13 protein-coding genes are annotated in these 15,293 nt (G+C 74.0%); all 13 read right to left on the bottom strand.

What is annotated here, in order from left to right:
• From ABZ342_RS13920 to ABZ342_RS13860, 13 genes are read right to left on the bottom strand one after another with little or no spacing between them, the layout of a single operon-like run.
• The gene (locus tag ABZ342_RS13920; RefSeq protein ID WP_360472542.1) at positions 1-1,128 is read right to left on the bottom strand and encodes a hypothetical protein; all 1,128 of its coding nucleotides are present in this window, start codon (positions 1,126-1,128) and stop codon (positions 1-3) included.
• A complete protein-coding gene (locus ABZ342_RS13915) occupies positions 1,125-3,125 on the bottom strand; it encodes a hypothetical protein (protein ID WP_360472540.1) in 2,001 nt (666 codons plus the stop codon). Before ABZ342_RS13915 ends, ABZ342_RS13920 begins: the two co-directional genes overlap by 4 nt.
• On the bottom strand, positions 3,122-4,345 hold the full coding sequence (locus ABZ342_RS13910; RefSeq protein WP_360472537.1) for a hypothetical protein: 1,224 nt from the start codon (positions 4,343-4,345) through the stop codon (positions 3,122-3,124). Before ABZ342_RS13910 ends, ABZ342_RS13915 begins: the two co-directional genes overlap by 4 nt.
• A gap of 15 nt (positions 4,346-4,360) precedes the next feature.
• Positions 4,361-6,286 (bottom strand): phage tail protein, encoded by a 1,926-nt coding sequence (locus ABZ342_RS13905; RefSeq protein ID WP_360472534.1) that lies wholly within the window; start codon positions 6,284-6,286, stop codon positions 4,361-4,363.
• Positions 6,283-8,319, bottom strand: coding sequence for a putative baseplate assembly protein (locus ABZ342_RS13900; protein WP_360472531.1), 2,037 nt, complete (start codon positions 8,317-8,319; stop codon positions 6,283-6,285). The genes ABZ342_RS13905 and ABZ342_RS13900 overlap by 4 nt, the downstream gene beginning before the upstream one ends.
• Positions 8,316-10,202 (bottom strand): putative baseplate assembly protein, encoded by a 1,887-nt coding sequence (locus tag ABZ342_RS13895; RefSeq protein WP_360472529.1) that lies wholly within the window; start codon positions 10,200-10,202, stop codon positions 8,316-8,318. Before ABZ342_RS13895 ends, ABZ342_RS13900 begins: the two co-directional genes overlap by 4 nt.
• Complete coding sequence (locus ABZ342_RS13890; RefSeq protein ID WP_155543128.1) at positions 10,199-10,612, bottom strand: GPW/gp25 family protein; 414 nt, start codon at positions 10,610-10,612, stop codon at positions 10,199-10,201. The genes ABZ342_RS13895 and ABZ342_RS13890 overlap by 4 nt, the downstream gene beginning before the upstream one ends.
• On the bottom strand, positions 10,609-11,241 hold the full coding sequence (locus ABZ342_RS13885; protein WP_360472524.1) for a phage baseplate assembly protein V: 633 nt from the start codon (positions 11,239-11,241) through the stop codon (positions 10,609-10,611). The genes ABZ342_RS13890 and ABZ342_RS13885 overlap by 4 nt, the downstream gene beginning before the upstream one ends.
• Complete coding sequence (locus ABZ342_RS13880) at positions 11,238-12,431, bottom strand: type IV secretion protein Rhs (RefSeq protein WP_360472521.1); 1,194 nt, start codon at positions 12,429-12,431, stop codon at positions 11,238-11,240. The genes ABZ342_RS13885 and ABZ342_RS13880 overlap by 4 nt, the downstream gene beginning before the upstream one ends.
• A gap of 13 nt (positions 12,432-12,444) precedes the next feature.
• Entirely contained in the window at positions 12,445-13,113 is a 669-nt protein-coding gene (locus tag ABZ342_RS13875) for a LysM peptidoglycan-binding domain-containing protein (RefSeq protein ID WP_360472518.1), read from the bottom strand.
• Positions 13,110-13,292: a putative phage tail protein gene (locus ABZ342_RS13870; protein ID WP_155543124.1), complete on the bottom strand. Its 183-nt coding sequence runs from the start codon at positions 13,290-13,292 to the stop codon at positions 13,110-13,112. The genes ABZ342_RS13875 and ABZ342_RS13870 overlap by 4 nt, the downstream gene beginning before the upstream one ends.
• Before the next feature lie 23 nt (positions 13,293-13,315).
• Entirely contained in the window at positions 13,316-13,816 is a 501-nt protein-coding gene (locus ABZ342_RS13865; RefSeq protein WP_360472515.1) for a phage tail protein, read from the bottom strand.
• Entirely contained in the window at positions 13,813-15,288 is a 1,476-nt protein-coding gene (locus ABZ342_RS13860) for a phage tail sheath subtilisin-like domain-containing protein (protein ID WP_360472512.1), read from the bottom strand. The genes ABZ342_RS13865 and ABZ342_RS13860 overlap by 4 nt, the downstream gene beginning before the upstream one ends.
• Between the last annotated feature and the right edge of the window lie 5 nt (positions 15,289-15,293).

The following is a 15,293-nucleotide window of genomic DNA, read 5'->3' as shown; positions in this document are numbered from 1 at the left end:
TCAGCCACCTCCGCTCGTCGCCGCGACCGTCGCCAGGACCAGGAAGTCGACCGCGCCCGGCCGTTCGGTGACCGCCGGCCCCGCGCCGGGGTCGTAGGACCGCAGCCGGCACCGGACCCGCCGGTCACCGTCCACAGTGGCCTCGGCCGGGACGGTGAGCCCGGACTCCGACGGCGGTATCCGCGGGGTCACGTACACGTGCAGCGACACCCGGCCGTCGGCGACCTCCTCCGGCGTCACCCCGCCGGGCAGCGGCAGCACCATGCCGTCCGTCGCGCTGCCGGACGTCGCCAGCACGCTGCCCGCGGAGATCCGGCCGGAGAAGCTGCCGGCGATGGTCAGGTTCCCGTTGGGCTCCACGGTCATCAGCGGCTCGACGTCGCCGGTTCCCTTGTACAGCCCGTAGACCAGCTTCGGGGTGTCCGAGCCGGACAGCACCAGCGCCGGCTCGCCCTCGCCGGGCTGGGGCCGGGTCCGCAGGGACAGCGAGCCGGACCGGGCCGACACGGTGTCCGCGCGCACCCCGGCGAACCGCACGCCGACGTTGCGGGCTTCCGGGACCGCCGCGGTGAAGTGGCCGCCGGTCCACTGGACGAAGCCCAGCAGCACCAGCCAGGGGACGGGCGGGGCGGCCGGGGCGGCGTTCACCGCGGGCGGCTGCTGGTCGGCCACCAGCCGCTCGTCGCCGAGCCGTCTGAAGAGGATCTGGAAGGACTCCTCCACGCGCGCCGGCCCGGCGGATCCGGCGCACGACGCGGGTCCGCTCGCCGCCTGGGCCCGGTCCGCGGCGGTGAGGAACACCGGGTACGGCTCGGACGTCGGCCCGTCGGCCCCGTTGACGGCCTCGAAGTCGGCCTCCGACAGCACGACCGGCGCGGGCACCACGATCTCCCGGCCGGTGCCGTCGACCGCCAGCCCGGCCTGCACGCTGACCTCGACGAAGCGCGCGCCGGACGCCGGGTCGGTCCGGTTCTCGGTCGTCAGGGCGAGCCCGTCGGCGATGCCCCACTCGTGCGCCAGGCGCGCGTGCCGGACGGCCGCCGCGCGGGCGTAGGCGACGGTCGCCGCCAGGTCCGCGGCGGCGAGCACCTGACCCTCGTGGAACTCCGGGCGCAGCGGACCGGTCACGACGTCTCACCCGACCGCGGCTTGCGGGCGGACCCGCCGCTCCGGCTCGACGACGACCGGGGCCGCCGGGCCGGCGCCTTCGGCTCGGGTTCGGGCTCCGGCTCGGGTTCCGGTTCCGCGGCGGGGGCGCTCTCCAGCTCCGAAAGCCGGTCGGACAGCCGGTCCGGCACGTCCTCCCGGACCCGCGCGACCTGCTCTCGCGCGGTGTCCAGCTGGCCCCGCAGCGCCTCCACGGTGGCGATCAGGTCGCTGACCTGACCCCGCAGCGCGTTCATCTCCTGCAGGCTGTCGGTCACCTCGGCCGGCACCGTGTACACCTGCTCGCGCACGGGCTTGGGCACGGTCTCCCCCGGCGCCGGGGTCACCAGGAGGTCCCACATGCGGTCCAGCGGGCCTCGCCGCCGCCACGGTTCGAGCAGCTCCGGGACGTACGGGCGCGGGATCGGGCCCGACTCCGGCACGCCCGGCGGCCGGTACACCGGCGCCGGCTGACAGCACACCTGCTCGGCGAGGTGCCGCAGCTGGTAGAGCTTCGGCAGCCATTCGCCGTACGCCGAGCCGCCCGGCAGCACCTGCTCCCGCGTCGCCGAGCACACGCGGACGACGTCGCAGCCGTCCAGTTCCAGGTGCGCCAGCAGCACGTCGTCGTCGGCGCAGTCCACGCACGGCGGGTTCAGCGTCGAGCAGGCCGCGTCGGTGACGAACCGGCGCACGCACGTGGTCAGCTTCCCGGCCGCGTCCGCGAGCAGCCCGAGATCGGCGACGGACAAGCGGTGCGCCGGGTCCGGCTCCGGGATGGGCAGCGGCTGCGGGACGGCGACCTTGCGCACGTCGCCGTGCAGCACGCAGTCCGCGACGCCGGGCACCCGGTCCAGCCGGCCGAGCAGCCACTCGCGGATCCGCACGAGATCGGCCCGGAACTCCGCCTCCAGCACGTTGTCCAGCGGGGTGCCCTGGGCCAGCAGGCGGACCTCGATCGGCGCGTCGGGATCGGCGGTCGCCACCCGGTTCTTCGCCTCGGCCACGACGGCCAGCGCGACCGCCCGGTGCGCCGGCTCCGGCCACACCTGCTCGGGGTCCGCCGCGGCCAGCCGGTCGCACGCCGCGCCGAGCACCTGCCGGGCGGCGTCGATCTCCCCGAGCTCGTGCTTGGCTCGCAGGTCCTGCTGCCCGGCGTCGTCGTAGGTGTCGTACCGGGCGATGGCGCTCGCCAGCGCCCGCACGTACTCGGTCTGCTGCCGGGCCGCGGGCGGCTGGGGGACTCCCTCGCCGCTCTCCCGCAGCAGCCGGAGGTTGTCGGCGTACCGGACGGCGTCGGCGTCCTCGAACTTGATCGTCCGGGTCGAGAACGCCCCCGCGACCGACATCGGGTCGAGGTAGTGGTCGAGCCGCAGGCTCAGCAGCCGGATCCGCTCGTAGGCGTCCTTGTCCCCGATCTGCGCCAGCAGCTTGGTGGCCGGGTTGTACCGGTGGTCGTCGGCGGTGTCGCACTTGACGACGAACCGGAAGCCCTCCTGGACCCGCGAGGGCACGCAGCCCGGTGCCGGGCACGGCTCCTCGGTCGCGAACGGCGAGACCGGGTCGGCCATGGTCTCCTCGTAGCGCACGAAGAGCCCGTAGTGGCGCTGGTCGTCGTCGCACGGGTCGCCGCACGCGACCCCCGGCGAGGACACGCGCAGCTCGCGCACGAGCGCCTGCACGTCGACCTTTTCCTTGCAGGACAGGACGATGTCGTTGCCGCAGCAGTCGAGGGCGTGCCCGGGGTGGACGGAGACCGTCCCGCCGGCGCACGAGTCGCAGGTGACCTCCAGCCCGCACACGACCCCGGGGCCGGACAGCATCCGGTTGTGCAGCCGGTCCTTGCCGGCCACGTAGTCGGTCAGCAGGCCGAGGTCGTCCTCGGTGAGCAGCTGGCCCGCGAAGAACCGTGGCCGGACGAACGCGGCCGGGAAGGCGGGTGCGCCACCGCACCCGCACCCGCAGTCGGGCTTGCTCATGAACGCTCCTCGGTGACGAAGAACCAGCTTTCGAAGACGTCCCCGCCGGCACCGGTGCCGGACGTCCACGGCCCGATGCCCGACGGCGGCACGAGGCAGCCGGTCGGGTCGGGCTCCGGCTTGGGGTCGTGGCCGTGACCGGTCTCCGTCTCGGCGTCGGTGTCCGCGTCCGCCTTGGCCTGGCCGATGTAGGGCACCCGGCCGCCGACGTTGGTGCCGTCGACCGGGCGGCAGCAGTGGTCGAGGATGAACGCCGCGCGGACGGTGACCAGCACGCGGTCGCCGTCCTGCAGCGTCTCGCGGGTCGTCTGCCGGTAGCGGAAGTGGTCGGTGAACTCGCCGTCCTCGCCGGTGGGCTCCTTGAACTCGCCGCCCATGTACCAGGTGTCGGCGTTGCGGCCGGCGCCGCCCTCGATCACCTGGATCTCCACCACGCCGCGGCGGAGGCTGTCGACGCGGACGCCGTCGGAGAACTCGACGACCAGGCCGCCCGAGTCCTTCTGCGTGCCGAGCAGCTCCTTGGCCTCGTTCACGGTGTAGGTGTGGCCGTGGCGCCAGTTGATGCCGGTGATCACCGTCGGCACGCGGCGGCCGAAGAAGCGGCGGACGTCCAGGTGGATCTGCTCTTCGCGGACGGGCTTGCCGAAGTCGACGTCGTCGATCCTGGCCAGCCACAGGACCTTGTGCTCGCACGGGGTGCAGCAGGTCTCGCAGCGGTCGTCCTTCGGCGGCGTCTTGGTGGTGACCCGGACGCAGTAGCTCTCCTCGGTGTAGCCGAAGTCGCAGTCCGAGGTGTCCGCGCAGGCGGAGGTGAACACCGTCCTCGTCGGCTCGACCGCGCGTTCGGTGTACTCGACGCCGACCCACACCGTCCCGCCGGTGCGCTCGTCCTCGTGCAGCGCGTCCCCCAGGTCGATCGAGCAGCTGCCCGGCACGACCACCTCGTTGCCGTCGCAGTCGACGCCGAGCCCGCTCGTGATGCGCACCTTGGCCTGGTGTTCGTGCTTCTCCTTGTCGGAAGCCGCCTTGTCGTCCGCGGGCGGCGCGGGTTCCACGAAGAGCCCGCACACCACGCCGTAGCCGAGCAGGCAGCGCATCCGCAGCTTCAGCTTCTCGCGGAAGTACTCCTGTTCGCGCTGGAAGTCGCGGGCGGTGAGCAGCTGCCCGTGGAAGTACCGCAACCGGCGGAAGGGCTGTTCCTGTGTCGTTGCCTCGGTCATCTCTCTTCTGTCCTCTCAAGACACTCGCGTGTGGACCCCGACCGCGGACACCACGCCGACGGTCACGCCTTGCCGTGCGCCGCGCGGCCCGGGTCTCAGTACTCCGTCGTGGTTCAGGCGCGCGGTGCCCACCACGGGCGGCGGCAGCGGGACGAACGCCGTGTCGACCCCGACCGCCGACCGCGTGCCGACCACGAACCCCGCCCCGCCGGCGCGCACCGAACCCCTCGTGTGCGCGGGCGCCTGCCGGGCCACCAGGCGCCGCACCGCGTCCTCGTCCACCGAGCCGGACGGCAGCAGGACCCGGAACCGGTGGGCGTGCTCGGTGAGGGGATCGGAGTCCGGGTCGCCGAACGCCCGCAGCGGCGTCGCGCCCAGCGTCGAGGTGCCGAGCCGCAGCCGCGACGACGAGCGGCCGAACAGCCGCACCGAGCCGAGACCGCGCGCGGACGGCGGGGTCGGCGAGGTCACGGTCGCGCGGACCTGCGCCCAGTGGCGGTCGCCGGCCAGTTCGTCGATCACCGGCGTGACGCCGAAGACGAGGCGGATCGCCTCCTTCAGCGCGCCCGGCGTGCCGCGCCGCCGGTAGAGGCCCGGCGCGGCGGCGATCAGTTTCCGGCGGGTGTCCGCGTCCCAGCCGGCCTCGAACGACAGGCCGAGCAGCCCGGCCAGCCACGGCAGCGCGGCGTCCGGCACGCCGGCCGGGTCGAGCAGCGCCGGGTACCGCTCGACGACCCGGTCGATCTCGGCGACGCTCGCGTCGAACAGCGCCAGGAACCGCTCGGTGAAGTCGTCGGCCGCCGGGTCCTGCCGGAACGCGGCGGGCAGCAGGTCGGCGCTGGTCGAGCGCGGGAAGTCGAGCCGGATCCGGTGCAGGACCGGGGTCGCGGCGGAGTCGCCGGACAGGCGGGCGCGCAGGGTGAGGTGCCGGCCGGGTGGCTGGTCGACGAGGAAGTCGGTGACGCCGGCGGGCGCGGTCTGCCAGTCGCTTTCGGCGAACCGGTCGTCCTCGGACACCACGACCGACACGGAGATCGCGGTGCCGGTCGGCACGTCCGCCTCGATCCGCACCCGGTGCCAGCGGCAGCGGGAGATGCCGCTGTCGATCAGGTGCGTGGTGAATTCTCCGTGCGTCACGTACCGGCCGGACTCCGGTGCCGGTTCCTCCCGCGGCCGTCCCCGCCAGTCGTAGCAGGAGGTCACGTCGCCGTCCGGCCCCTTCTCCCGCAGGCAGAAGCCGTCCTCGTCCGCGGCGGTCAGGCCGCTCGGCGGCAGCGCCGCCGCCAGCTCGTCCACAGTGGACTCACAGTGGTCGCGGTAGATCCGGAAGCGGCCGCGGTCTTCGGTGAGCAGCCAGATCGTGCGGCCGGGTCCGGTGCGGATCCCGATGATCTCGCCGTCGACGCGGGTCCGGACGACGTCGCACAGCCGCCCGTCGGCTCCGTACCGCCAAAGCCGGTCGCTGCCGGCCCGGGCCACGAGCACCTGCTCGTCCTGCGCGAGCGCGGCGACGGTGGCGTCGCGATGGCGGATCACCGCGGCGAGGTGGTCGCCTTCGTTGCGCCACAGGAAGACCCGGCCGGAGTCGACGACCGCGATCCGGTGCCCGCGGGCGGCCACCGCGACCGGCTCGTGCAACAGCCGGGGGTCGCAGCCGGGCGCCCAGACGGGCCGCCGGCCGCCGGCGCAGGTGTCGCGCCGCAGCAGCCGGCGGCCGGACAGCAGGTACCAGCCGCACGGCCCGCAGCCGGGCGCGAGACGCGGGTCGGGGAACCACGGCAGCAGCTGGGTCCGCGTCGGGCCTTCCGGGGAAGCGCCTTCGTAGGCCAGCCGCACGCCGGCGTCGTCGGTGAACCCGACGACGCCGGTCACCGCGGCCTCGTCCCACCCGACGACGTCGTCGAGGAGCCGGAAGGTGACGGCGGTGGGCGCGCAGGTCATGACTCCTCCACCGGGATCAGCACCGGGCGGTCCGGCCAAACGAGGTCGTTCGGCGGGATCGCGTGGTCCGTGCACGGCGGCAGCCGCAGCCCGTCGGCCGTGAGCGAGAGCCCGGACACGGCGAGGACGCCGTCCACGGCCAGGAGCCGGCGCACGAGCGGGGTGTGGCGCACCGCGCCGCCGAAGGGCCAGCCGCCCCCGTGCTCACCGCCGCGCACCGGGTCCAGGTAGGTCGTCACCGCGTCGGCCGCCCGCGCGAGAACCGCGGCCCGGTCCTGGTCGGCGTCGAGCACCACCCGGGCTTCGACGGCGATCCGCCGGAACGCGACCGGCCCGGTGACCACCGTGCTGCCGGCGGGTGCCACCTCGCGGCTCAGGAAGTCCGCCACCGCGCGCAGGGTCGCGGCGGTGGGCACCGGCGGCTCGGTGCCACCCTCCTCGATCGGCGGCACCACGAGAACGCCGACGACACCGGGGATGGGCGTGCCCGGGAAGTCCGGGTGCAGGCCCGGCACCCCGTTCGCCCGCGCGATCGACGCGCCCGGCGCGCGCAGGGCCAGCAGGCCGTAGTCGGCGGGCGCGACCGCGCGGCCGCGGGAGCGCAACTCCCCCACCCCGCGCCGCACCACGTCCGCGTCCGGCTCGGCGTCGGTGCCCCCGGTGGCGGGGAACGGGTTGGTCACGCCGGTCACGAACGGCCGCGCGGTGACGACGCCGCCCACCGCGCCGGCCGCCACGGCACCCGCCGTGCCGCCGCCGACCCGGTACCGCACGGCACGGACGTTCCGGAAGCCCGGCGGCACGGGCGCGCCGTTGACGCCGTCACCGAAGGTGACCACGCCGGAGTCGTAGTCGACGACGAAGACCCGGTCGTCCGGACCGTGGGCCGAGAGGCTCGGCACCTCCTGCCAGCGTGCCGCGTTTTCTTCGGTGGTGCCGAAGAGGTCCGTCCCGGGGTCGTCGTCGACCTCGATCACGACGCTGCCGGCGAGGATCGGGACCTGGCTCAGCCGCAGCCGCCGCCGCTCGGCCGGGGCCGCGGGGTCCTGGATCGGTTCCAGGGGCTCGTCGAAGATCGTGTGGGCGGCGGTGGCGGCGACGGTGTTCAGCCGCAGCCCCGCCACGAGCGGCGGTGCGGTCTTGAAGACGCCGTTCGTCACCTGCAGCCGCAGCCACCGCAGGGCGGGCCCGGGCCGGGCGGCCGGCGGCCGGCCGGGCGCCCAGGTGCGCGGCAGCCGCAGCTCGATCGTGCCGCTCGCGCGCAGTCCCGCGGTTTCGTCGCGGACGACGTCGGCGGGGACGAAGCGGCCGCCGTCCAGCACGTCCCAGCGCAGCAACGGCCGCGGCTCGAGCGGCAGTGGCGTCAGCCCGCCGGCGGCCGCGGGCGACGGCGGCGCGGCCGCGACCACGAACCCCAGCGACAGCGAGGGGAACGGGCTCGCGGTGCCGTCGAGACCCAGCCACAGCGCGTTGCCCGGCTGCGGGTCCACGCCGAACGGCGCGAACGGCCGGCCGGGCCCGTTCGGCCCGAGCGGGACCGGCTCGAGCGCGCCGCCGCGCTGGACCGCGATCACGCCCAAGGTGGCGGGGGTGGCGTAGAGGTCTTGGTCGGTCTCGAAGACGACGTCACCACCGGCGCCGGACGCGGCGGCCTGGAAACCGGCGGGGACGAGCACCGACGCGCCGTCCGGCGGGTGCACGGTGAACTCCAGCAACGCGGCGGCCGCGGTCGCTGGCCGGCGGCGCACGCCCGCGGTGGTCAGGTGCTCGGCGAGGATCTTCTCGGGCAGCCGGTTGACCCGGGCCAGCACCGGCTCGGCCTGGGTGCCGAAGAGGCGCACGAGCGCGACACCGGCGTCCTGCCGGTCGGGGTTGGTCCAGTCCGGGGTGTAGCCGGGGACCCGGTCGCGCACGGCGGCGCGGACCGCTTCCCTGGTGGCGTCGACCAGCTCGGGCTGCTCTCCGGACGGTCCGGGGCCGGGGACGACGTGGCTTTCTTCGGTGGACCCGCGCGCCCACCAGACGTCGGTCACGACAACCCCTCCCCCGCTTCGACGGCGGCGACCACGCGCGTGCGGACTTCGCGCACCGCCGGCAGGTCGCCGGCCCGGAGAGGCACGTCGTCGCAGGTCTCCGCCGGTTCGGCGCCGTCGACGCCGATCGCGACGGCGGTGACGTCCGCCAGGTCGCCGAGCGCCTGCTGCGCGGCCCGCAGCAGCGCCGACGGCCGCAGCGCTTCCCCGAACGGCCAGCCCGTCCCGTCGTCCCCGCCGACCAGGGGGTCGAGGAACCGGCGCAGCGCGTCACCGGCCACAGTGGACACTTTGGCCCGGTCGGCCGGGGCGCCGGACAGGTCGGCGCGCAGCCGGACGTCCCGGTAGGCCGGGGCCCGCACGAACACCTCGGCCGTCAGCAGCCGCGCCTGCGCCAGCCGGTCCGCGACCGCGCACAGCAGCCCCGGATCCGGCTCGGGCGCGACGGCCCGCGGCACCGACGGGACGACGTGGACGGTCACCGCGCCGGGCACCCGCGCGCAGGGGAAGCCCGGGTGCGCGCCGACCGCGGCGTAGGCCCGGCCGACCGCCACCCCGGGCGTCGTCACGGCCAAGGTGACGAAGTCCTCGGCGGTGACCGCCCGGGTCACCTCGCCGAGCGAACCCGCGGCCCGGTCCCGCGCCTGCGCCACCGTCTCCGGGTCCGTTCCGCCGTCGGCCTGGACGAGGTTGGCGGCGCGCACCGGGGAAGGATCCGTGACCGGCAGCCAGTTGTCCGTGACGCCGCCGTTGCCGTCCCGCCCGCCACCGATCGTGTACTCGACGACCGCATCCGCGGCCGGCGGGATCCGGCCGGTGAGCCCGTCGCCGAAGACGAGCGCGCCGTCGTGGCGGTCCAGCAGGAAGATCCGGTCGCGGGAAGCGCCGAAGGCGAAGTCCACCGCCGGCTTCCACTCCTCGCCGGCCAGCGTCAGGCAGGCGGTGAGCAGGCGGCCGGCGGCGTCGGGGAGGACGAGCCGCTGGCCGGGCAGCTTCAGCCAATCACCGGTCTGGTCCGCGAAGTCGGTCGCCGTGCGGCGCTCGCGATGCCGGGCGGCCGACACGTTGACCGCCAGCCGCAGCAGCCGCGGCGGGGACGCGTAGGTCGCGGCCGGCGTCGACACCAGCAGCCCACTGTCCATCGTGGACCACTCAGCCGGCGGCCGCAGGCGCACCACCCCGGACCGCCGCAGGCCACCGGTGCCGTCCTGGACCTCCTCGAACGAGCCGGAAGCGTCACCGCTGGGCCGGAACCACGACCAGGTCAGGTCGGCGGGCGGCCGCACACCGGACACGGCGAGCGGCGACCAGGACGGCGGCACCGGCGAGTCGAGCTCGACCAGCAGCGACAGCCAGCCGGACGCCGGGTCCCCGCCGGTGAGCGGCAGGGTGAACCGAGCCGACGCGGCGGACCCGTCGCTGCCCAGCAGCGGAACCCCGCGGCGGGCGAGCAGGTCGGCGGTGCGGTCGCGGTCGGTGAACACCGTCACGTCACCCGACACCGGGAACGCCGTCACCTCGTCGTCGAGGGTGAACCGGATGGCCGCGGCGGGATCGCGGGCGAACACCGTCCCGGCGGGGACCACGGCCGGGACGTCGGCGTCGGGGGTCAGCGCCAGCACCGTCGCCGCCGCGGTCGCGGGCCGCGGCGGCGCCAGGCCCAGTAGCTTCAGGATCGCGACGACGAGCTCGTCCGGGGCCTGGTCCAGCCAGTAGAGCCGCTGTTCCAGCAGGTACGCGAACAGCTCCAGCAGCGTGATCCCGGGGTCGACGGGCGCGTGCAGCGTCCACGTGCCGTCCGACTCGGCCGGGATGCGGCGGGTGGCGGCCGACATCAGGTCGGCCCAGGTCAGGTCGTCGAGCTTCGGCGCGGGCAGCGTCATGGCGTCAACCCCGTCAGTCCCGTCAGTCCGAGGTAGAACGGGAACACCAGGTTGGTCTTGGTGTTGGTGCGCCGGACCCGGTATTCGATGGACACCGTCACGCGGGACTCGTCGGCCGGGTCGGTCTCGGCGAGGACGTCGGAGAGCTCCACCCTCGGTTCGAAGTCGCGGACCGCGTCGGCGATCGACCGTTCCAGGTCGCGCAGGTTCTGCACGCTGCCGGGCGCGAACACCGACTCGCTGGCCTTGGTGCCGAGGTCCGGTCGCATCACGCGTTCGCCGGTCGCGGTGAGCAGCAGCGCGCGCAGGCAGTGTTCGATGCTCGTCTCGCCGACAGCGTAGGCGAGCCGACCGGCTTCGTCGGGCAGGATCGGGAACCGCCAGCCGGTGCCGAGGAAGGGTTCGGTCACGTCGCCTTCACCTTCTTCGCGAGCACGGACGGCGGCAGTGGCGTCGCGGGACCGGTGGCGCCGCCCGGCGCCGGGTGGGTGTGCTGGACGAACGCCTGCAGGAGCGCGTTGCCGAGCACGACGGGTTCGGTCGAACCCCCGCCGAGGTCGACGGCGTCCGACCTGACCGTCACCGTCGTGGCTTCCAAGGTGATCTCGCCGCTGTCCTTCAGCACCACCGTGGCGCCCGAAGCGGTGCTGATGGTGATCTCCTTCTCCTGGTCGTCGAAGAGGATCCGGTGCCCGGCCTTGGTGCGGATGATCTTCTGGTCGCGACCGTCTTTGTGTGCGGTGGGCGGTTTCTTCTTGCCGTTGTAGAGGCCGCCGAGGACGTAGGGCTGGCGCATGTCGCCCTGGAAGAACGCGACCAGCACCTCGTCGCCCACCTCGGGCACGAACACCGAGCCGTAGCCGGCGCCCGCGTACAGCTGGCTGACGCGGATCCAGGGACTGATCGACGCGCCGCCGTCCAGCCAGTAGTACTTGACCTTGACCCGGCCCTCGTCGTCCCCGTCGTTCTGCACGACCTCCGCGGGCGCGACGCCGTAGAAGCGCTGGTCGCTCGCCATGGCGCGTGGCATCGCCGTCATTTCTTGTCCCCCTGGAAGATCTTCCGGCCGGTGAACGTGGTGAAGAAGCCGCTCGAGTTGAGGGCGTGCTCGACCCGCTTGACGAAGTAGGTGCCAGAGAACCGCCTGCCGAGGCCGAAGATCTCCAGGTTGTCCCCCGGCCGCAGCTCCGGCAGCCCGGCCACCCGGCCGGTCGCGGTGATGAACTCGTAGGCCCGCTCCCGCAGCAGCGCGATCGCCAGCTCCTTGGCCTCCTCCTGGCTGAGGACCGGTGCGTCGACGACCACCTCCTGCCGGCCGCCCGCCCCGCTCTCGGCCGCCTCCGGCCCGCTCTGCCCGTCGGCCGAGGTCTGCCCGCCGGGCAGGTCCTTCGCGGTCGCGACGTACTCGATCGGCTCGGCCTTGACCGGGTCCCAGCCGTGCACGGTGAGCTTGCTGACCTGGTTGGAGACGGTCATGGTCGGCGTGAAGTCGATGAGGTTGGGCACCAGTCCGGCCGGCTGCCCGGCGGGCCCGGTGGCCAGGCCGGGGCTGTAGGCGAGGCGGAACAGCCGGATCGGGCGGCTGTCGCGGCCGTCGGTGGGCTTGACGAAGTAGAGCTTCTGCACGCCCGTCGCCGGGTCCGGCAGGATGTAGCAGTCGAAGTCGATCCGCTTCGCCCGTTCCATCAGGAACTGCGCGTCGGACTGGTTCTTCTGCACCACCAGGTCGTGCCGCGGGCCTTCGTGGGTCGTCTCGAAGGCCAGCTTGTTGCGGCGCGCGATCTGCTCGGCGATCTCCCAGTCGGTCTTGCCGACGAAGTTCTTGTCCTCTTCCTTGGTGGGCTTGCGGTCCTTGAGCGCGAGCATCCCGTCCACGCAGGTGAGCGACACGGTCGGCGACGCACCGTCCGGGAACTTCGGCGCGAGCGAGCTGATCGTCCCGGTGCCGACGGTCAGCAGCTTGTCCGCGTAGCCGAGCCGGACGGAGACGCGGGTGCCGATCTGCAGCTTCTCCGAGTCGCTGTGCTTGAACGTCCACGTGACGTCGTCCCAGTTGTTCAGCTCCAGGTCGAAGCCGGACATCGCGTCGAGGTCGCGGTGCACCTTGATGTCGAGGATGTCGTTCTTGGTCGTCGGGTCGGCCACCAGCCCGTCGACGACCACCTCGAACTCCGGGGCGTAGCGGTCCGGGTCGGCGATCTCGGGCGGGGTGCCCGCGGGCGCGGTCATCGCGCACCCCCTCTCACGGCAGCCGGGGCACGGTCAGCACCAGCCCCGGCCGCAGGTCACGGGGATCGCTGATCCCGTTGGCACGCGCCAGGTCCCGCCACGCGTCCGGGCGCCGGTACACCGCGACCGAGATGCGGTCCCACGTGTCGCCGCGGCGCACCACGTAGCTCTTCTCCACCGTCGGCGACGATCGCGGCGGGTCGTTGGCCTGTTCCTTCGCCGGCCGGTACTCCTTGAGCGTGAGGTCGAGCTGGGCCCGCAGCGGCACGCCGTTCTTGGCGAACAGCACGTAGTTCACGTCCAGCTTCTCCAGCACGCCCCGGAACACCGTCTTGTCCCAGACGAACTTGACGATCGGCGGCGCGTGCAGGGTCTCCTGGGGCCGCATCAGCTTGCGGATGTTGTCCACATAGGACTTCCGGACGTCGTCGAGCGTGTCGGAGGTGTCCACCAGCGCCTGCACCGACAGCGACTCGCTGCCGCCCCGGACGTACTGGATCGGCGGCGTTTCGAGGCCGGGGATGGTGATCTCGGCGAAGGTGTTGCTCTTGCTCAGCTTGTACTCGGTCGGGTTGAACTTCAGCGGGATCCGCTGCGGCACGTTCTGCGGGTTCGCCGGCTGCTCGATCTCCAGGTGCGCGTCGGCGCCCTGGCTCACCAGCGAGAACGGGGTGACGCTCATCGGCCGCCTCCCCCGAGCTTGCGGTCGTTGTCGCTGCGCTCGGCCCGGGCGCACTCTTCTTCGTACAGCCGCGCCCACGCCTGGATGTGCTTGTTGAACAGGCGGGCGAACAACGCCCCGTCGTCGCCTTCCACCTGGAAGCGCACCTCGAGGTTGTGGATGATCAGGTTCTTGGGCACGCTGTGTCTCCTCAAAGCGGCTCCTAGAGGACGGCCGTCAGGCCCTCGTGGGCGATTTCCAGGGACTCGATCGCGACCGCGTTCTGCTCGGCGTGCAGGTCCGGCCCGGTCCACTTGGCGGCCAGCCCGCCGTGGAAGATCCACGACTTCGCGGGCAGGCCCGCCTCGTCGAGCATGATCACGGCGCCGTCGCGGCGGGCCCCGAGCGAGTCGTGCAGGCCGGCGTCGTACCAGGACCACAGGAGCCGGTCGCGGACCACGCCTCGCTTGAGGGTGATCGGGTTCCACGAGTGGCGCAGCGGCAGCCGGTGCACGGAGTCGTTACGGCCGCCTTCGGCGTAGGTCACCACCTCCAGCTGCGCCCCCATCCCCGTCACCTCCTGGAAGGCACCCGCCGCCACCACCGGCAGCAGCAGGGCCTGCGCCGGCGGCAGGTACACGTCCGCCGGCGCGAGCGTCACGAGGAAGCGGAACTTGGTCAGCGGCTCGTTCAGCGCGAGCAGCCGGTCGGCCGGGGTCGTCACCGCTCGATCACCTCCAGGCCGCGGTCCTGGCCGAGCACGAGCCGCAGCTCGACGAACTCCATGGGCACGGCCGGCGCGACGCCGATCTCGCACACGACCTGGCCGGGGTCCTGCTCCGGCGGGTTGTTCGTCTCGTCGCAGACCACGCGGAACGCGTCCTCCGGCCGGCTGCCGGCGAGCGCACCGGTGCGGAACGCCTCCAGCAGCACCGAGGTGATCGCGCGGACCAGCGAAAGCCGCAGCTCCGGCGAGTTCACCTCGAACACCAGCGGCGCGGCGGCCCGCCGGATGGCCCGCACCAGCAGGTGCAGCAGCCGTCGGTGGGCGACGTACCGCCGCCGCGGATCGCCGGACAGCGTCCGCCCGCCCCACACCACGAGCCCCCGGCCGCGCACGCACCGCACCAGGTCGACGTTCGCGTCGAAGAGCCGGGCCTGTTGCGCCTCCGGGTATTCGACGTCGAGGTCGACGGCGTCCAGCAGCGTGGCGTTCGCCGGGGTTTCGGCGGCACCCCGCTCGCCGTCGAGCCGGGCGACCAGCCCGGCGACGTGCCCGGACGCCGGCACGGTCCGCAGCCCCGCCCCGCCGTCGAGCGACGGCGCCCGCAGCGGCGGGTGGTACACCGCCGCCGCGGCGAGCAGCGCCTCGTCGCCGAAGTCCGCCAGCGCGCCGGCCCAGGCCACCACGGCGTCCACTGTGGACACCGACGGGGGCACGTCCAGCAGCACCAGCCGGTCCAGCAGCGGCGCCACGGTCCCCAGCAGGTCCAGCACCAGGGTCGTGTGGTCGGCGTCGCCCAGGTCGGCCCCGAGGTCGGGCAGGGCCACCAGCGCCGGCTCCGGCAGCTCGGCCTGCGTCACCACCGCGGACGCGTACTCGTCGCGCCCCGGCGGGGCGTCCGTGCCGCCGGTGAGCGTCAGGTCCCAGGACAGCGAGATCGGCCCGTCCGGGGGGATCGGGTCCGCCGTTCCGCCCGGCACCACCCGGATGAGGTGCGACGCGCCGAGGCGGTCGACGACCTCGCCGGGGGCCATGCCGGCGAAGGTCTCCGCCGGCTCGCCGGGCACGAGCACCCGGACGGTGACCGCCGGCGGGCCCGCGACGCTGCTCGCCCGGTACCGCACGGTGACGCGGCCGCCGTTCGCCCACGCGCCGGGACTCGCGGCCACCACGCGAAAACCGTCCGTCCACGGCGCGCTCGCGGGCTCGGCCGGCCCGGACACCCGCAGCACCCACGCCGCGGAGCCCTGGTTCTCGAAGAACCCGCGCAGCGCGTACGGCGTCGCCGACGTGCCGTCCGGTGGTCCGAACACGCCGACGACGTCGTTCCAGCTCTCGACGCGGACGGGCCGGCCGACGGGACCGCGCCGGGTGCGGCCGAGGAACACGGCCACGTCCGTGCGCAGCGGCTCGTCGCCGGTGGCCGCTCGCTCGAAGGTCAGGGATACGCCGGGAAGCGCCGCGCTGGTCATGTCCG

The sequence above is a fragment of the Amycolatopsis sp. NPDC005961 genome (genome assembly GCF_040629235.1).
GTDB classification, from domain to species: Bacteria; Actinomycetota; Actinomycetes; order Mycobacteriales; family Pseudonocardiaceae; genus Amycolatopsis; species Amycolatopsis camponoti.
The sequence above is the reverse complement of the archived record's forward strand: the minus strand, read 5'-3'. Positions and strand labels throughout refer to the sequence as shown.